Here is an 18,519-nt window from a genome sequence, read left to right on the forward strand (position 1 = left end):
CATGATAAAGCATTGGTCTTACGGCGCTATCGCGAGTGCTGTTATTGCTGCAACCACAACCGTTGCGCACGCAGACACCTTCACAGTTCAGGATTTAGGCAAACCCGCTAATGTTAGAGGGGCTTACGCAGAAAGTATTAATAATCAAGGCTTGATGTTGGCCACCGGATATTTTCCAGAGCAAGTCAATATTGATTTGACCAAAGTACCTACAAGCCTGTTAGTTAATTTGGGCTATACAAGTGCTGAAGAGATTGAATCGCTAACACCCGAAGAATATGACTATCTGATTCGTAATTTGGCAAACGAACAGAACAATAATCAACGTGCGTTCCGGGTTGGCTTAAATAGAGGCCTTCTCTATGATGGACAGTGGCAATACAACAACTTTTTCGCCTCGTCAGAGGCTGGTGCGTTGCCTGCAAGTGTTAATAACTTCTTATTAGAAATAAACAATAATAATGAAGCTGTGGGTTACGGTAGTGCGCCTTATTATCCAATAGACCATACCTATACGACGGCTGATGATGAAACGGTAACTATCCAGTTATATCAGCGTGACTTTATCAGCCGAGGGATCTGGTTCCGGAACGGTACGACAACCCAAATTAATCCGCCTGAAACAAGCTATTTAGGCGGTGAATCTGCGATTTTAGATATTAACGACAGCGGTTTAGCAGCCGGGTACGCGAGTATTGGTGTGAGTCCAGAAGCGCAAACAGTAGCCGATAAGTGTAACGATCCAGAGCAACGAGAAGCTAGCCAAACGGCGATGTCCTGCATGTGGGCGGCGTGGTATGACATCTCGCATGCTCGAGCCAATCCACGACCCAATATTTACAGCGCAAGTCCTATTCGAGCAAACCGTTCGATTTATGACATTCGCGGTTATTTGTGGCAGTTAGATGCCGATGGACAAGTTATTTCAAGTACAGAATTAGGCACTTTGACCGATCGTGAAACAGAAGAAGATACACGCGATTTTTCAAGTTACGCGTTAGCGGTGAATAACGCGGGCATCGCAGTAGGACAAAGTTGGACGTACTATGAAAATGACCGTACGGTAGGGAATCGCATCCGCATGCCAGCCATTTTCATCGATGGCGAGGCTTTACCAGTGACTGAAGATAAGAATTGGCTCTGGGGTGCAGCGACCGATATCAATGACAACAACTTAGCTATTGGGTACTTAACGGAAACGCGCGCTGCGGCACTGCGTAACAAAGGCTTTGTCTATGACGTTGATGCAGGTCAGTTGAAAGAGCTGGATGGCTTTTTCACCGGGTCATCGACCGTGCCTATGGCCATTAACAATAACAACGTGGTTGTTGGTACCGGCGAAATTGAGGGGACCTTCAGCGACACTCGTCGCAGAGCTGGGTTTATGGTTGATCTCTCAGCAGACGCGCCGAAGTTTATTGATTTAAACGATGCGATTAGTTGCGACAGTGATTACTTTATCGTTGAAGCAAATGATATTAACGATAACGGTGAAATCATTGCGACGGCATTGATTTCAGAAACCTATGTTGACGGCGATGGCAACGAACAAGAGCGCACAGTCGCACGAAGCGTTAAACTCACCCCAAAAGATGGCGAGTTGAACGACTGCTCCGTTGAAGAGAACAAAGTTGAGCGTCAAGGGGCATCACTCGGCTGGTTCCACCTAGCGGGATTGCTGGCTTTGGGAGTATTTATAACTCTTGGGCGCAAACGCTAAATTTTAAGACCGCAATGGTCTATTAAAAATTTTAAAAAAATAAGCACAGTTTCAAGTTGTTACTTTTTGTCAACGAAACTGTGCTTTTTTATGCATTGAACTCGTCGTAAAAAAAGCTATCTATTTAAGAGAGTCCTCCTTTCGTCGGGAGACTCCATGGTTAGATAAACTGGAACAACAGGACGAGGAAAGCATAATGAAGAGACAAAAACGTGATCGCCTTGAACGTGCCCATACACAGGGGTTTAAAGCTGGCATTTCCGGTCGCTCAAAAGAACAATGTCCTTATCAATCACAAGATATACGATCGCATTGGCTAGGTGGCTGGCGAGATGCTATTGAGGCACGAAATACAGGGTTATTCCGTTAGATTGTCGTGTGCGAGTTGGAGAAGGCCGGGGTCATGTGACTCCGGCCTTTTTAGATCAGAAATTCGAGGTATCAGTGAATAAGCCGACTTTTAAGTCTTTTGCGGTATAGATAGTTTTGCCGTCGACTTCAACGCGACCATCACCTACGCCCATGAACAGCTTGCGTTTGATCACACGCTTCATATCAATGTGGTAGGTCACTTTTTTAGCGTTCGGTAGAATTTGACCAGTGAATTTCACTTCACCAACGCCGAGTGCTCGGCCTTTGCCTGGGCCACCTTGCCAACCTAGGAAGAATCCAACCAACTGCCACATTGCATCTAAGCCCAAGCAACCGGGCATAACTGGATCGCCAATAAAGTGGCAATCGAAGAACCAAAGGTCAGGATGAATATCAAGTTCTGCATGGATGCGGCCTTTGCCGTACTCACCACCTTCGTCGCAGATCTCTACGATGCGATCCATCATTAACATATCAGGTGCAGGCAAACGGCTGTTACCTGGACCAAACATTTCGCCGCGACTGCAGGCAAGTAAATCCTCACGGGTAAAACTAGATTGTTTCATATCGACCTTATTACTTTGCATTGTAAGTCATCAAAGGTCGCTAGCTTAGCGAACAGTTGTACGCTAAACAACTCCGACAAGTCAGTTATTTGAATAACTTTTTCGAAAGATCCTCGATAGCCAGTGCTGGTGCTCGTCATCACCGTGACTCTGTTGCCGAATAACGCGGTATATATCGCGGCTGGACTGCTGGGCTAAAAGGCTAATCGCTTGTTCAACGGTTTCTACCGCGTGAATCGTGAATAACCCTGCAGATACCGCTTGTTGCACATCGTCATTGAGACATAACTGGCCAACGTTGGCCTGAGGAATGATCACGCCATGCTCGCCATTCAAGCCGCGCTGCTTACACAACTCAAAGTACCCTTCAATTTTATCGTTTACCGCACCGATAGCCTGAACTTGACCAAATTGATCTACCGCTCCGGTTACTGCTAACGCTTGCTGCAAAGGAACTTCTGCCAGTGCTGACAACAGGCAGCATAACTCGCCCATAGAGGCGCTATCGCCATCAACTTCATGGTAGGACTGCTCAAAAACCACCGTTGCTGATACGTTCATGGGTTGGTGGCGTGCAAACTGGTTTGCTAGGTAGGCGCTTAAAATCATTACACCTTTGGTGTGAATGTTGCCCGATAAGTCAGCTTTGCGTTCGATATCAATAATATCACCGTCGCCAAAGTGCACGGTTGCAGTGATTCGAGACGGTTCACCAAATTCGACACCGCCTGTGGAAACCACCGTCAAACCATTCACTTGGCCGACTTTCTTACCTTCGGTCTCAATTAACACTTGGTGCTGCAAAATAGCACGCCGACTGAAATCGGCGAGCAAACCTTCGCGCTCAATGCGGCGCTTCTCGGCTGCGACCATTGCTTCCGCATCAATTTGCGAGCGACCATTAGCCCTAGCTTGTTGATGCGCCTCTTGCAAATACTGTAGTAAGGTGACGCTGGCAAGGCTGAGCTCGTTCTCGAATTCTGCGAGGCGAAAACTGAATTTCAACCACTGTTGATAGCCACTCTCCGTTAATGGCAAAACATCGGCATATTGCCACAACCAATGTAGGTAACCGAAGTAGGGTGCGACACCATATTGTTGAATGGGGTAGTACGCCGAGTAATCCGCTAAAAACGCAAAATGGTCAAAAAAGTCAGGATCATATTCGCGAAGTTGCGCCAGTTCATTGCGCCCGCCAGCAAGGAAAACTTTGATTGACAGTGGTACGGCTTGGGGCCGATAAAAATACGCTGGGCCTTGTTCCGGCTGTGGTTGTGGCCAGTCGAAGCGATTGTTGGCGAGGCTATGCTTGAGTCGGCTCCAGAGGTTCGGTTGGTCTAATAAACTGACTGCATCGATAACCAGCACACCGCCGTTTGCGCGCAACAAAGCGCCAGGTTCGATCAGTTGCAGATCAGCGCGAACTGTGCCTTCGATAGATTGCAGACCTAGCTGCCCAAACAGCGAAGCTTCTGTCACCCGATCACAATAAATAAAGGGTTCTGGGTGTTGCTGTTGAACGATAATGCTCGCGAGTGGTTGATCTTCAAAGTCAGTCAGTTCACTTTGTTTGATTCGATGGCAATAGTCCATGAAACTTTCGGTGGAAAAATCCGCAAAAACCTTAAGTGGATCGACACGTTGCTCAATGGGCTGCTGTAGGTATTCAACTAGTTTGGTAATCGCCGCGTCCGCGCTGCCACTTGGCACATTCACGCACAACGGGCGTAAAGGATCACTGGGGTTAGTGAAGTATAGCCAGTCGTAGAATTTAGCATGCTGCCAACTGACTTTACCAAATGTTGCCTGAAGCCATGGCAGTTTCAATGCGTTATGCGGAAATAGTAGAAAACCATGAGAAAAACGGCTTTGCTGGGCCAAAGCATCGGTAACGGCATGTAATGCCCGTTGTTGACCGGCTAGTGGTTCCTCAGTCAGTTTTTCTGGCATTTGCTGCATCCAAAAACTGACGGGAGGTGACAGTTTTTCAGAAGGTAACGGCATGCGTAATCCTTGTTATCCAGTATTTAATGCAAATGATACCAGCTTTCTTTGATAAGCGTGCTGTCGACAGCGAGCAAATCATTAAAACTGCTTATACTTACGTAAATACTGGATAACGGCTGGTACCGTTATGGTCGGATTCTTAGAATGCGAATCTAACGGCAAACCTCAGTGTTCTCGGCTCAATAGGGTGGAAGTGTACATCTTCAATGCCCGATGCGGGCTCTCCGGCGAGTCTTGATGCGTAGTAATAATCGATGTCATGGTCATTACTGTTAAACAGGTTAAGCGCATCTAACTGAAATTGCCACTGTCCGATTTTATAAGACGATCCCCAGTTGACTACCGTAAAATCATTCGATGTCATGTCATTAAAACTGTCTAATGTTCGCTCGCCAAAATGTCTTAGTCTCAAGCTAGTACTCAGCGCAGAGGATATATTCCAGTTAGCGCCAATACTGGCGACCATCGGTAACGCACCATCGATATAGCGTCCTTCGCCATCAGCATCTGTTGTAAAGCGTGAACGAGTCCAGGCTAACTCAGTATCATATCGGCGGATGTTGGAAAAGTATAAGCGCGTGCTACGTAAATTCAGGAGCAGCCTAGGCCACAAACGCGGTCAGATTTTACGTAGCGACGCGTTAGCGCAAGCGTCTGCTTATTGAGTAGCATTTTGGTTAAATCCTTAATTGCGCATAATGTATATTATGTTAAATTAATAATATATATGGTTAAGCCAGTTAGTAAGTGTTGCCTCCAAAATCGTCTGCTCTGTCGCTATAATGTTCATTACCACAGTTAATCCTCTCAGATTTTAAGGACGTGCGTCTGTGTTCACTCAGCTAAAACAAATTGCTCGTAAGATGAAAACACAGCTCGTGGCGCTCTACTTTGCCGCTCGTGATCCGCGAACGCCAATAGTGACAAAATGTCTTATTGCTTTGATTGTCGGTTATTCACTGAGTCCCATTGATTTGATTCCCGATGTTATTCCAGTGCTTGGCTTGCTAGATGATGGAGATGACTCGCGCCGACGTAGTGAACGAACTTAAAGGACAATTAGTCAATTAACATGAGACGTTTGAAAGGCTACTCCAACATTTTCTATTCCATGCTACTGGCAGTGATTATGATTTCGGTGGTAAGCGGCTGTTTAATGATTCCTACCTTGCTCGAATTCAAGTTACAAATGGCGGTAGATTGGCGATTATCTGGAAGCCAGCGATTATGGACTGTTAGCTTTCATGTTTTAGCGTCCATTATTTCACTGATATTGATGGGCGCATTGTGGCAAGTTCATATGAAGTTGGGCTGGCGTAAGCAACAGCATCGCGGGAGTGGAACCTTCTGCGCAATAAGTTTGGTTGTTATGGCAGTGACTGGCGTTGGGCTTTATTATTTAAGTCAGTTAGATATGCAACTCTGGACTGCCCTAGCCCATACCGCTTTGGGGCTTGCTTTTACTCTGGCCTTTCTGCTGCATCTGCTATTTAGTATTCGCAGTCGCCGCTAATTGTGACCTTTAAGCCCGGAACGTGCGCTCAACGACACTTGGAAAAGCGTAAAAGAAGTGTTTGACAGCGCTGATAAAAGGAAGGCATGGAAAGCCTTCGAAGAAGCAAAAAACTATATGAATGAGCAATCGCTATTTGAACTTAAGCAAAAATAGGAGTTACTGACGTGTCGAACAAGTTAGTAAGGGAAACAGGTTTATTTGGCGCACTTGTCATCGGGCTGGGTTCAATCATTGGTACAGGTGCCTATGTAAGCGTGGGACTGAGTGCTGAAATTGCTGGCTCAGGTATAGTGTTCGCAATCTTAATAGCCGCGGCGACGGCATTAATGAACGGTCTATCATCGGCACAGCTTGCCGCTGCTCACCCCGTCAGCGGTGGAACGTACGAATACGGCTACCAGTTCTTGAATCCGTTAAGTGGCCGTATTGCCGGCATACTTTTTGTCGTAGCTAAAAGCGCATCTGCAGCGACCGCAGCGCTCGCGGTTGCCTGGTATATCAGTCTAAGTATCAGCGTGCCCTTCTGGGTCGTTAACTTTATCGCTGTCGGTCTTTTGCTCATGTTCACGGTCCTTGTGTTAGCTGGTGTACGTCGGACGAACTGGCTCAATTCATTATTGGTCTTAGTAAGCTTGCTGGGTTTAGTAACATTTATTGCTGCGGGCTTTAGCGAGCGTGACGCACAAGAAATAGTCGTGAGCGTATCGTCACCACTATCACTATTTCATGCGGCTGCTTTGATGTTTGTTGCTTTCACAGGGTACGGGCGAATTGCGACCATGGGTGAGGAAATCAGAGCGCCTCGTCAAAATATCCCCAAGGCCGTGATTATTACGCTTGCCTTTATTAGTGCGATTTATATTTCGGTTGGCCTGACGATCTTGCATATGGGGGGGATCTCATCTTTTGAACAAAGTAACTTCAATATCGCGCACCTAATCGCTGACCCAAATTGGCGCTGGGTCGTGATTATTGGAGGCTTGGTCGCAATGAGCAGCGTTGTTTTAAATCTAATACTAGGCGTATCACGGGTTATTCTTGCCATGGCTCGTCGAGGCGACTTACCTAATCGGATAGCGGTGTTGAGTACTGACAATAAGTCTGCACCAGCTGCTACATGGTTAACGTTCGCTGTAATGTCATTGATTGCGACGCTCGGTGGTGTCAAAACCGCTTGGACATTGAGTGCGTTCACGGTATTGATATATTACGGAATAACCAATATCGCGGCATTGAAAGTCCCTCCAGCACAGCGGTTCATACCTAAGTGGGTCTCTATTCTTGGGATCTTGGGTTGCTTCGGACTCGTGCTTTTAGCCGCCATCGCTTGACTGGAGCTTTTATAGCCGACCGACGGGCTCTTTGCGGTCGGCACTTGCAAACTTAATATCTTCACTCCCTGAGTTCTCTCTGGGTTTAGATAAAGCTGTGATGTGATAATCGGGTCGCAACGTTTGCCGATCCATATCGAGTATATAGTCACCAAAACGATTAATGTGTGCGGTTCGGTAAGGCGATAGCCTGGCAATAATGTCGGCAAATTGACCTTTCCTTTGAACTAACACAATCTTATCGATGAAATTTCAATTATATGACAGATCCAAACTCATCGGTCTTGTGGATTTTTTTCGTGGGGAGCCGTCACCAACCCCTCAAATCACGGGTTTCCTTGCACAGCTATCCAAAATGGGAAACGACCATTTATTGGCTGCTCTCGCACTACGGTTAAGGTTGTGCTGTCGATAATCGCGATCTTGTTTTCGCCAGTTACTGATACAAAAATAAATCGACCATCAGCGCTTGCTCTCACACCATGTGGTCCCGCGCCAACGTCTATCGTATGAACCAGTTTAAGTTTGTCTGTATCAATTATCGATATAGTAGAATCTGAAATTGCCCCAGTGACTACTAAGTGGCTATTTGGAATTACGTCAATCCCTCCATGTCCTGTACCGACTTTGAATACTTTAAGCACTTTCTCTGATGCGATATCTAATACACCAACCTTTCCTGTAAAATCTCTAAGCCACAACCTTTTATCATCTCGGCTTATGTCAATGTTATGCGGTGTTTTTATACCAGGTGTCGATATCTCATTTTCTTTTATTAAGCTTTGCATATTAATGACGGCAATAGCACCGGCTCCCTGCAGAGTAACGAATGCTTTGCTCCCATCAGCGTTGAAAACTGTGTTGTGAGGCTCCTTGCCAACCTTTATCTTTTTTATGACCTTCATTTTTTCCATATCAATCACTGTCACAGAATGCTGTTTAGGAACAACCGCAAATCCTAGTTTTCCATTTGGTGAAATTTTAACACCTTGTGCTATGTCTCCTGCTGCCAGATTTGCCAAGATCTTACCAGAATCAGTATCAATTATATAAACTTGACCTGTTTTAAAACCCGAGACTAATAAACGACTTCCGTCAGGCGTGATAGCATCATAATGTGCGCCTTTCACCCCCTCCCATACTTGTAGTGATGGGAGTTTTTCTATTTGGCTACTGTTTTGAGCTGCTACGTAGATGGGGGATGGCAGCGTTTCATCTAACGTTAGTGCATAGGAGTTATCAGGAACTTTATTAGCGGAGATCGATGGTTTCTGGCCTATCATGCTTAATCGTAGCTTGTAAACATCAGTTCCTGATATGTCTTCGTTTGCGATTGCGTTGATTTCATTAGCAGTATACGGCAAGAACGGTTTTTGAAGTTGATTATCATTTCCAAACGACGTGACAATAAAATTTAACACATCGGCAATTTGTTGATCGCTTAAGGCTCCTTTCCAAGCCGGCATGTTACCACTGTAGTCTATGCCATTTACCTCAATCGAGCCAGTCAATCCATAATTGACAACTTTTACTAAATATTGTCTTCCTGTGATACCTGTTTCTAAATTAAACATTTCGACAGCATGACCCTTTTGGGGAGGAAATGAACCCGGAACACCTGATCCATCCATTTGATGACAGGCTGCGCAATAACTTTTATAAACTTGCGCTCCGTCGTCGAAATTTTGACTATTATCTTGCTCAGCATGCGTTACATTTGCCTGCAAACCCAACAGAATGGCAATGGCTAACGGCTTCAAAAAAATAGTCGGTTTTTGGTAGCACATTTTTTTATTCCTTAATGATGCAAACGTGGTTACTACTTGGAAGAATGATATAGTCGAGAGGACGCCATTAAAAAGGATTCTCAGCTGAGTACTGCCTCTCAAGAAGCATATGCCACACTAAAGGATAAAGCAACAATTCGTCTGTAATTTCCAGTTTACCCATTGATTTCACTTATTCAGCTCCGTCCATGGTCAGGTACTTTTTGCCGGAGCTCCATTCGTCCGATATTTCCATAATCACGGCGGTCACCAATCGTAGGCAAGACGCCTCATTCGGAAACAATGTTGCCACACGTGTTCGCCGCTTTATTTCTTTGTTTACGCGTTCAAGCGCATTGGTCGTTCTTAAACGACGCCGATGACCCGCTGGCAGTGCTAATATTGCCAAGCCTTCAGGAAGCGCTGTTTCTGCCCATGCTGCGAGTTTCGGTGCGCTTTGCTCATATTTCTTGCACAGCAGCTCGATGTGACGTTTTGCTTCCTCTGGTGTCTTGGCATCAAACACACTACGAATGTCGTCGGCCACTTGCGTCTTCATGGCTTGCTTCGGTACATAGCTCTGTGCGTTTTGCTGCAGGTGGAACTGGCAACGCTGCCAAGGCACACTTGGAAAAACGCTCTTGCGGGCAGCTTTGAGCCCCTCATGAGCGTCGCTTACAAACAGTTTCATACCGTGCAAGCCTCTGTCTTTCAAGCTCAGAAGGAAATCACGCCAATGTACTTCTTGCTCTGAGAGCGATACTGAGCACCCTAGAAGCTCTCGATGCCCCGACTCATTCACGCCCATCGCAACGAGTACTGCGCAATCGATAACTGAGCCACCATGACGGACTTTTTCATAGCGGGCATCAAGCACCACATAAGGAAAGCTTCCAAGGGGTCGTTCGCGCCATTGCTGTAAGTGAACATCAAGCTCATGGGCTGCACGGCTCACTTGTGTGGAGCTGATTTCAAAACCGCAAAGCTCTTCAGTGACACGTGCAACTTTACGCGTTGAAACGCCCTGTACGTACATCTCAGCGAGCGCTAATTTAAGTGCCTTCTCTGAGCGTAGCCCGCGCTCTAAACTGCTTGGGTAAAAGTCTGTATCGCGCGTTTGAGGAATGTTTAAATCAAGCTTCCCAAAACGACTCTGAAGTGCTTTCTTCTTGTAGCCATTAGCATACCCTTGGCGCTCTTCAGAGCGCTCCCAAGGGCCGGCGCCGAGATGTCGCTCACGCTCCAGGCGCATGGCTTCATTCAACAAAATACTAATGGCTTCAGCAGTTCCATCTAAGCCTTGTTCAATCAATAATTCCAAAACATCGCCAATCGATCTATCCTGTATATCGCAGGTCATTGTGGTTCCTCTTTCAATTTACTTTGGTCGGTAAATCAAAAGGATAAACTTTGACCTGCGCCTTTTCCAGCTCAGGCGAAATTACAGAAAGAATGATGCACTAACCACTAAAGCGCCCCACTTCCATAATTCAGTTATCCAGAATGCTGATAACTAAATTTATTATAATTACCAGACTAAACTATGTCGTCGATCCACGCCAACTCGGAGTGCCGCTCCTTATGCTTCACAATAAACAAGGGCCGATAAAAATCGTTATTTATCGGTATCTCCTTTACCATAGCTGCTTCCAGTAGAAGAGGTGTCGTGATCCGAGGAACATAAGCGATACCGACACCTGATGCCACAGAATGAATGATGCTTTCGTTGGTATTAAATTGTGTAACATCTTTTGGTTCGATGACTAATTCAGCCCATAGTTGTTCGGTATATTTTCGCGTTGCAGAGCCTCGTTCCCGGATCAACCAAGGCGCAGTTTGTAGTGACCCAAACTCGTTGTCTGGTGGCGCGATAAGCACGAGACTATCCTTTTTAAAGCATCGGCTCTTCAATGCACTATGGTGATTTGGGCCTTCCACTAGGGCAATATCGTCACGAAATGTTTGTACACGGTCTAAAGCTTCATCAGTGTTACCGATAAAGACGTTGATTTGGCAGCGTGGATAGCGCTGTTTGATGTCCCGAATATAACGGGGCAGCCAATAATTTCCAACAGTCTGACTCGCGCCAATGTTCAGCACTGTCGGCTCAGATTGCTGTCGCTGCTTAAAATACATTTGAGTGCTTTTTTCAAGCGCTAAGATATCTTGCGCTCTTTTCTTCAACCAGATTCCTTCTGATGTTAACAAGATAGTTTTGTCTGTACTCTTTCTGCCAGGCGCTCGTTGAAGTAGACGGGTATTCAGTTGTTGTTCTAACCCCTTTAGACTTAACGAGACGGCTGCAGCCGTCATATTCAATTGCTCACTGGCTGATGCCAGACTATTAGACTCTGCTACCACCGAGAAAATGTATAGTTGCCTCAAATTAATCATAAATAATATTTACCTTTATAGATTTATAATTTGTTTTATTCAATATTAATTTAAATATACTCACATTACGAATTGAAAATAATGATGAGGATCGCATGAAAAATATAATTCCCGGGCTACTCGCATCAATGGGCATAGCGGCCACTGTATTGTGGGGAAAGCATCAAGTTTTCTTTTTAGAAACGATATCTCCGCTTCTAATAAGTATTGCGTTAGGGATAGTGATAAGCCACGCTTTACCCAACGTTTGGAAATCTCGGTTAACGTCTGGATTGAACGTAGCAAAAGGTACTGTCTTGCGAACCGCGATCGTCTTATACGGTTTTAATATTACGTTTCAAGCGTTTGCAGATATTGGATTATATGGTGTACTCAGTGCAGTCACCATGGTAGCAACGATTCTATGTGTAGGTGTGTGGCTCGGAAAACGACTGTTTGGTTTGGATACCGAGCAATCCTTATTGGTTGCCGCTGGGAGTGCTATTTGTGGTGCGGCGGCTGTCGCCGCATTCGAGCCGATCATTAATGCAAAGCCGCACAAAGTTTTGACCGCCATAAGCACAGTGGTCGTCTTTGGTACACTATCAATGCTTCTGCTTCCAACGTTGTTTGAATTAGTGCCCTTGACGCATCACCAGTATGGTCTTTGGGCTGGTATATCCATTCATGAGGTCGCTCAAGTAGTTGTTGCAGGAGATGCAATAAGTGAATCAGCAGCACATATTGCTGTTTTAGAAAAGATGTTCCGCGTCGTATTACTGGTGCCGGTACTACTTATTGTTGCTATCTGGACAAAGTCTCGTTTTCAAGACTCGAACATATCTGTTGTTGAGAAACGGATAACAGTTCCTTGGTTCGCGTTTTTATTCATTGGCGTTATTGTGATTAATTCGCTTGAAATATTACCTTCATCATTAATCGATATTTTATCAAACGTGGCAACGTATTTGCTATGTGTGGCGATGGCTGCATTAGGTATGCTTACTCACATTAGTGTAATCAAACAAGGAGGTCTTCAAGCGTTTGGTTTAGCGGCCATATTATTTGTGCTATTGCTTGTTGCAGGATTTGGACTAGCAACATTTGGGTGACATCACATAATGGAAATATGGCGCCTTCTTTACTCAATAGCGGTAGCTTGCCACTGGCACAACTAAATAGATTTGTTACTGCTCCAGTTTACTGGTTAACTCGATATTTTGATATAGTATTAAAAGGTATTACCCCTTATTAATCTGAGAGATCAGGAATGGCGACATCCGTAAAACTGAGTGATGATATGAAAAAACGCGTGCAGAACTTGGCCGATGCTCGTCGTCGCTCAGCGCATTGGATCATGCGTCCGGCTATCCAAGATTACGTTGAACGTGAAGAAAAACGTGAAGCGTTTAAGCAAGATGCGCGCCGTGCTTGGGAAGAATACCAACGTAATGGTGTGCATTTGACATCAGCGGAAGCCGATGAATGGTTAGCAAAGCTTGAATCGGGTGACAATGCTGAGCTGCCAAAGTGTCACAAGTAATTTGGACCCCGTCCGCTTTAGCAGACGTGCAACGTCTGCATGAATTTTTGCGAGAGAAAGATCCGATAGTGGCGCGCGAAGCCGTCAAAAGCATTCGCCAAAACCTCCTTATTTTGGCTGGTCACCCTGAGATTGGCCGCCCGCTGGATTATATGCCCATTGAATTCAGAGAATGGCTCATTGATTTTGGCTAAAGCGGTTATGTCGCACTCTACCGTTACGATGGCGTTAAAGCGATCATCCTTGCGGTACGACATCAAAAGGAAGTTGGCTGTTAGTGATCGTTTGGCTTATTCAGCATAAATCCCGATAAACCCTCTTTAAGCCCGGAACGTGCGCTCAACACCGCGAGTAATATCCACGCCGTAAACAACGCAAAGATTTGATCCGGTTGCCAACCAAGATAATCGACCAACATACCGTATATCCACGGGGCTGATGCAGTAGAGAAGATCATCAACGACGTGGTTAATGAACGAATGGCACCCAAAAACTTCGTGCCATAAAGCTCGGGCCACAACGCGCTTGCTGTAGGAGCTGTAGCACCAATACCTATGCCGAGTAGCAGCATAAAGGGCATCACAGTCCAGCTACCGTTGGTGAGTGTTATCAACGCCATAGCAGCGCCAAGTGGCAACACCATGATCGGCAATAAACGCCGTGCCGTGAAACGATCAATCATTGAGCCGGCAACCACAGACATTAACCAGTGCCCTATTCCGTACAGTATGAAGGCCGTTGCTAAACTTTGCTGGCTCCAGCCTTCGCTAGCAATGAGACTTTGTTGTTGGATAAATAGCGCGGTCACCATAAAAGGACCAGCAAGTACCAGTGGTAGAATTCGCCAGAAGCGCGAATCTTTTAATACGTCGCGGCGTCGCCAATGCGCTTGCGGCCCGGCATCAATTGCCTCTGATTCAGTGGTTAATGTCGAACGCTTTAATAACCAAAACGCCAATGGTAAATAGCCCAGCAATACCAAAGCGGCGAGCAGATACCAGCGTAGGTCAAAACTCAGTGCCGCGAAAATACCCACGAGTATCGCCGGTAAAACCGCCTCGCCCAGAGGCACTCCTGAGGACGAGATACTTAACGCCTTGCCTCGCGAACGATTGAAAAACCGCGCCATGGTGGTTTGCGAAATGTGCGGTAACATGCCTTGACCAAAGAAACGCAGCAGCAGAAAGCCAATTGTCAGACTAATAAAGCCACTGATCTGCGTCATCATTAAGCACGCTGCAATTAAGCCAATCGCGCAGCCAACCACCACACGTCTCAGTGGTAAATCATCAACCACTTTACCCCAGATCAGTAATAACGTGCCGCTGGTCAAGGTGGCAAGCGCATAGCTCGCACCGTAGTCGGCCGCATTCAGGCGCAGTTGCTGCTGAATATCCGCACTAAACCAACTAATGAAAAACGACTGACCAATATTGCCAAAGAATATGGTGAGCAAACCAAAGCTCAACAGTGGCCAATGTTGACGAATCAATTGTCGATAATTGAGCATAACCGTTGCCCTATTAGCGCAACACCAATAAAGGTGATGCTGACGTCTCTAACATTTTGGTTGTGGTACTACCCACCAACAATTGACGGATCCGCGAATGTCCGTATGCACCCATAACCAACAGATCAAGCTGGTGTTGCTGTTGGTATTGATGAATACTTGCTTCCACATCCCCGGCTAACAATTCGGCCTTCGCGTCATGACCTTGCTGCTGCAGGGTTTCAACGGCCCACTGCAGCGCCGAGTGATGGTCATCGCTAGCTGCACCTACCATGACCACATGCACAGGCAAGCCTTTCAGTAATGGACTAGCGGCTACCATTTGCACGCCTTTACGAGTGGTTTCGCTATTATCAAACGCTAATAACACGCTGCTCGGTGCGTTAAAGTTATCCGGTACCAACAGCACTGGTCGGTGTACCCGTCGTAAAATCGTTTCTAGCTGGCTGCCGATGTGGTCGCCTTGTTCGTGTTCTTCGCCATGTAAACCCAACACGGTCAGCCGAGTCTCTGGCTCGATATCTAGCAACGTATCAACCAATTGACCGTGCCGTTGGCGGCTGTTGATGGCGATCTGTGGGATTTCTTCGGCTACCGAGTTGTGCGCTTTATCAAGCATCAAGTGGCCTTGCTGCAAGGCTAATTTTGCTCGCTTTTCATCGAGTTCCGCCAGCTCATCTAGCAGCGCCTCTTGGCTACCCAAACCAATATTCCCCGACAGCTCTGACTTTGCGGGGTAGCGATTTTCATCCAGTACGTGTAGTAACGTTAGCGCAGCACCCATCCGTTGTGCGGCCCACGCCGCGTAGCGGCTGACACTGATAGCGGCACTGGAGCCGTCGATACAAGCAATAACATTTTCCATAATGACTCTCCGCTCGCTAGTGACTGTTTAAAATATCTTCGGCGCTGGCTTTGTCGTGTACCCCAAAACGGTCGACAATGGTTGCGCTGGCTTGATTTAACCCGAGGACTTCTACATCCGCACCCTCGCGGCGGAATTTGATCACCACCTTATCGAGAGCGCCTACCGCGGTAATATCCCAAAAATGTGCTTGGGTAAGATCAATCACCACACGGTCAACCGCTTCTTTAAAGTCGAATGCAGCAATAAATTTCTCGGAAGCGCTGAAGAATACTTGGCCAACCACGTTATAGCGGCGCTCGGTTCCTTCATTATTAATGCTCTCACTAATGTGCAGATAATGGCCGACTTTATTAGCAAAGAATAATGAGGCCAGTAATACCCCAACACCAACGCCAATGGCTAAGTTGTGGGTAGCAACCACCACCACCACCGTACTCAACATAACGATATTGGTCGACAAAGGATAGCGTTTAAGATCGCGGATGGACGACCAGCTAAAGGTTCCGATCGATACCATGATCATCACCGCAACAAGAGCGGCCATCGGGATTTGCCGTAACCACTCGTCCAATACCAAAATTAAAATCAGCAAGAACACACCTGCAGTGAGTGTTGATAGACGCCCACGGCCACCCGATTTTACGTTGATAATGGATTGGCCAATCATTGCACAACCCGCCATGCCACCAAATAAACCGGCACCAATATTAGCAATACCCTGGCCTTTGCATTCCCGGTTGCGATCGCTTTGGGTATCGGTGAGGTCGTCAACGATGGTCGATGTCATCATCGATTCCAGTATGCCCACCACAGCTAAACCCAGCGAATATGGCAATACAATCCATAGCGTTTCCAGGTTCCAAGGGACATCTGGCCACAAAAAGACGGGTAAGGTATCTGGTAGTTGCCCCATATCGCCAACAGTGCGGACGTCGATGTTCCAAATAATAGCCACAATCGTCAGGCTGATAATGCAAACCAGCGGTGACGGTAACCATTGGCCAACTTTTGGCACGCGTGGGAATAAATAGATAATGCCTAAGCCTGCGGCAGTCATCGCATATACGTGCCAGGTTACGTTGGTCAACTCTGGTAGTTGGGCCATAAAAATTAAAATGCCAAGGGCATTAACAAAGCCGGTGACCACTGAACGGGAGACGAAGCGCATTAGTTCACCTAAGCGTAAATAGCCCGCGATAATTTGGAAAATGCCCGTTAGCAACGTCGCCACTAATAAATATTGTAGGCCGTGCTCTTTCACTAAGGTCACCATAACCAATGCCATTGCGCCCGTCGCGGCACTGATCATGCCCGGGCGACCACCGACAAACGCGATGATGGTGGCAATACAAAATGACGCGTATAACCCGACTTTCGGATCCACGCCAGCGATGATGGAAAAAGCGATAGCTTCAGGGATTAATGCTAAAGCAACGACGATCCCCGATAAGAGATCGCCGCGAATGTTGAATAACCAGTCTCGTTTTAATGCTGCTAGCATGGGGCCTCAGTAAAAATATTGCTGCGCTGAATTAGGATGTTTCAGGCGCGCGATGATACGCGAAACTGGCCCCGGATGCGAATCAGTGGGCGTTAGCCGCCCTATCTTGCACTTACCACCAAATCACCACACCACCGATGACAAAAATGCTGGCTAATGAGGTCACTGCATTTTTTACCGTGATGATTGAGTCACCGCCGTGATGGTGGTGATGGCCTTGCTTAATATTGGCCAACGTCAGCAATACTGCAGTTACCACGGCAAAAACGATGTTTAAATAAAAGGTATAGTCAATGGCAAAGCGTTCTTTGGGTGCAACATCCAGCGTTGCTGTTGCGGCTTGCGGTAAAATGTCAAACGCGGCAAATCCCAAATGCAACAACAGTGCTGAAATCACGATTGATACCCACATCATAAAAGCGATGTAGAGCGCTAACTTCCAACCATAATATTTGGCGTTGACCGCAACTAATGGAGGCACCATTAAGTCCGAATAGATGAATCCCATAATACCAGCGAACAGTACACCGTTACCGGCCAGTACCGTAGCTAATGGTATGTTGCCCATCGATCCAATAAAAGTGGCTGCCGCAACAAACGGTGCGACTAACGCATTTTCTAAAATCACCCAGGCTTCGGGAATCTGTGGCTGATTGGTGAGGAATAGCGTATTCCAGAACTCGGCCGGCACGGCAACAGCAATAATGCCCGCCATTGTGAAGCCTATCAGTACCTCTTTCCAGACCATTTGCCAATCGTGTTTAAAGGCATGGCTCACTTGAATCCATGCGTGCTTTGAGAAAAACGCAGGGATCTGTTCGTCGTCAGCTTGTTCTTCATCAAGTTTTTTGCGTAACCGCTGCACCGCTTTCGACGGGAACCATACGCGCATTAACAGTGAGCAGATAACAATGAGCAGCAGACCGCCGATGACTTCAGCCACTAAATACTGCCAGCCAAGGAATATCAGTATGAGTACCCCAAGTTCTATCACTAAGTTCGTTGAGGCAAACATAAACGCGACAGCGGCAATGAAGTGCGCGCCCTTCTGCATCAAAGCGCGAGCGGCTGCCAGCGCAGCAAAAGAACACGACGACGATGCCGCGCCAAAAATCGCGCTTAGGGTAAGTGCCTTCGGGGTGGGTTTGCCGAGATACTTCACTAAGCGTTGTTTGGGGACAAAAGTCTGAATCATTGCGCTGATGAGATATCCCATCGCGAAGGCCCAGCCGGCTTTCCAGAAGAATCCAAGCGAAGTTAATGCTGCATCACCTATCCATTCCATGATCGTTCTCCTTTGTATTTGTTATCTTTGTGGCTACGCAATGGATAAAAATAGCGATCAAACTAGAGCGGTTGGCGGTTGATTATTGCACAGCCAAAGGTGCCGTTGGTTATTTTTAAAAATTGTTATTAGCTTGACAACAGCTCATGTCATTTCGTGGT

The 18,519-nt window shown here is 46.6% G+C and carries 16 protein-coding genes and 1 pseudogene; 8 read left to right on the plus strand and 9 right to left on the minus strand.

The genetic code is table 11. The annotated features are described in order from the left end of the window. Nucleotide 1 precedes the first annotated feature (1 nt). Together CWI84_RS00630 and rmf are read left to right on the plus strand one after the other, a co-directional pair. Nucleotides 2–1,720 carry a DUF3466 family protein gene (locus CWI84_RS00630; RefSeq protein WP_126840645.1) on the plus strand — a complete coding sequence of 573 codons (1,719 nt, stop codon included), beginning with the start codon at nucleotides 2–4 and terminating at the stop codon, nucleotides 1,718–1,720. Nucleotides 1,721–1,916: 196 nt separating this feature from the next. After that, entirely contained in the window at nucleotides 1,917–2,090 is a 174-nt protein-coding gene (rmf, locus tag CWI84_RS00635; protein WP_126840646.1) for a ribosome modulation factor, read from the plus strand. 55 nt (nucleotides 2,091–2,145) lie between these two features. Here the strand turns inward: rmf and fabA are convergent, their stop codons facing one another. Further along, nucleotides 2,146–2,658 carry a 3-hydroxyacyl-[acyl-carrier-protein] dehydratase FabA gene (fabA, locus tag CWI84_RS00640; RefSeq protein ID WP_126840647.1) on the minus strand — a complete coding sequence of 171 codons (513 nt, stop codon included), beginning with the start codon at nucleotides 2,656–2,658 and terminating at the stop codon, nucleotides 2,146–2,148. A gap of 81 nt (nucleotides 2,659–2,739) precedes the next feature. Further along, a complete protein-coding gene (locus CWI84_RS00645; RefSeq protein ID WP_126840648.1) occupies nucleotides 2,740–4,662 on the minus strand; it encodes an AAA family ATPase in 1,923 nt (640 codons plus the stop codon). An 866-nt stretch (nucleotides 4,663–5,528) separates the two neighbouring features. Here CWI84_RS00645 and CWI84_RS00655 point away from each other — a divergent pair. The 3 genes and pseudogenes from CWI84_RS00655 to CWI84_RS00665 all read left to right on the plus strand — a co-directional run. Beyond that, nucleotides 5,529–5,681, plus strand: a pseudogene (locus tag CWI84_RS00655) (YkvA family protein); the annotation flags it as partial. Between the two features lie 56 nt (nucleotides 5,682–5,737). Then, nucleotides 5,738–6,178, plus strand: a complete 441-nt coding sequence (locus CWI84_RS00660) for a hypothetical protein (protein WP_126840651.1) — start codon at nucleotides 5,738–5,740, stop codon at nucleotides 6,176–6,178. 167 nt (nucleotides 6,179–6,345) lie between these two features. Continuing rightward, nucleotides 6,346–7,512 (plus strand): APC family permease, encoded by a 1,167-nt coding sequence (locus tag CWI84_RS00665; RefSeq protein ID WP_157980974.1) that lies wholly within the window; start codon nucleotides 6,346–6,348, stop codon nucleotides 7,510–7,512. A 326-nt stretch (nucleotides 7,513–7,838) separates the two neighbouring features. On the opposite strand, the gene CWI84_RS00670 is transcribed toward CWI84_RS00665, so the two are convergent. The 3 genes from CWI84_RS00670 to CWI84_RS00680 all read right to left on the minus strand — a co-directional run bounded on the left by CWI84_RS00670 (nucleotide 7,839) and on the right by CWI84_RS00680 (nucleotide 11,672). After that, on the minus strand, nucleotides 7,839–9,299 hold the full coding sequence (locus CWI84_RS00670; protein ID WP_126840653.1) for a c-type cytochrome: 1,461 nt from the start codon (nucleotides 9,297–9,299) through the stop codon (nucleotides 7,839–7,841). A 172-nt stretch (nucleotides 9,300–9,471) separates the two neighbouring features. Further along, nucleotides 9,472–10,638, minus strand: coding sequence for an IS256 family transposase (locus tag CWI84_RS00675; RefSeq protein WP_126840654.1), 1,167 nt, complete (start codon nucleotides 10,636–10,638; stop codon nucleotides 9,472–9,474). A gap of 176 nt (nucleotides 10,639–10,814) precedes the next feature. After that, nucleotides 10,815–11,672 (minus strand): LysR family transcriptional regulator, encoded by an 858-nt coding sequence (locus CWI84_RS00680; RefSeq protein ID WP_126840655.1) that lies wholly within the window; start codon nucleotides 11,670–11,672, stop codon nucleotides 10,815–10,817. Nucleotides 11,673–11,767: 95 nt separating this feature from the next. On the opposite strand from CWI84_RS00680, the gene CWI84_RS00685 reads away from it, so the two are divergent. The 3 genes from CWI84_RS00685 to CWI84_RS00695 all read left to right on the plus strand — a co-directional run bounded on the left by CWI84_RS00685 (nucleotide 11,768) and on the right by CWI84_RS00695 (nucleotide 13,388). After that, nucleotides 11,768–12,763, plus strand: a complete 996-nt coding sequence (locus tag CWI84_RS00685; protein ID WP_126840656.1) for a YeiH family protein — start codon at nucleotides 11,768–11,770, stop codon at nucleotides 12,761–12,763. 158 nt (nucleotides 12,764–12,921) lie between these two features. Then, nucleotides 12,922–13,194 carry a CopG family ribbon-helix-helix protein gene (locus CWI84_RS00690; RefSeq protein ID WP_126840657.1) on the plus strand — a complete coding sequence of 91 codons (273 nt, stop codon included), beginning with the start codon at nucleotides 12,922–12,924 and terminating at the stop codon, nucleotides 13,192–13,194. Then, a complete protein-coding gene (locus tag CWI84_RS00695) occupies nucleotides 13,182–13,388 on the plus strand; it encodes a type II toxin-antitoxin system RelE/ParE family toxin (protein ID WP_241968689.1) in 207 nt (68 codons plus the stop codon). Before CWI84_RS00690 ends, CWI84_RS00695 begins: the two co-directional genes overlap by 13 nt. A gap of 80 nt (nucleotides 13,389–13,468) precedes the next feature. Here CWI84_RS00695 and CWI84_RS00700 read toward each other — a convergent pair whose 3' ends face one another. The 4 genes from CWI84_RS00700 to CWI84_RS00715 form a co-directional block, all read right to left on the minus strand. After that, entirely contained in the window at nucleotides 13,469–14,704 is a 1,236-nt protein-coding gene (locus tag CWI84_RS00700) for an MFS transporter (protein WP_126840658.1), read from the minus strand. 13 nt (nucleotides 14,705–14,717) lie between these two features. Next, nucleotides 14,718–15,569, minus strand: a complete 852-nt coding sequence (locus CWI84_RS00705; protein WP_126840659.1) for a universal stress protein — start codon at nucleotides 15,567–15,569, stop codon at nucleotides 14,718–14,720. Between the two features lie 16 nt (nucleotides 15,570–15,585). Then, nucleotides 15,586–17,073, minus strand: a complete 1,488-nt coding sequence (locus CWI84_RS00710) for a SulP family inorganic anion transporter (RefSeq protein WP_126840660.1) — start codon at nucleotides 17,071–17,073, stop codon at nucleotides 15,586–15,588. Nucleotides 17,074–17,185: 112 nt separating this feature from the next. Continuing rightward, entirely contained in the window at nucleotides 17,186–18,358 is a 1,173-nt protein-coding gene (locus CWI84_RS00715; protein ID WP_198674459.1) for a permease, read from the minus strand. Nucleotides 18,359–18,519: the final 161 nt, after the last annotated feature.

It is taken from the genome of Idiomarina tyrosinivorans (assembly GCF_003987475.1).
Taxonomy (GTDB): domain Bacteria; phylum Pseudomonadota; class Gammaproteobacteria; order Enterobacterales; family Alteromonadaceae; genus Idiomarina; species Idiomarina tyrosinivorans.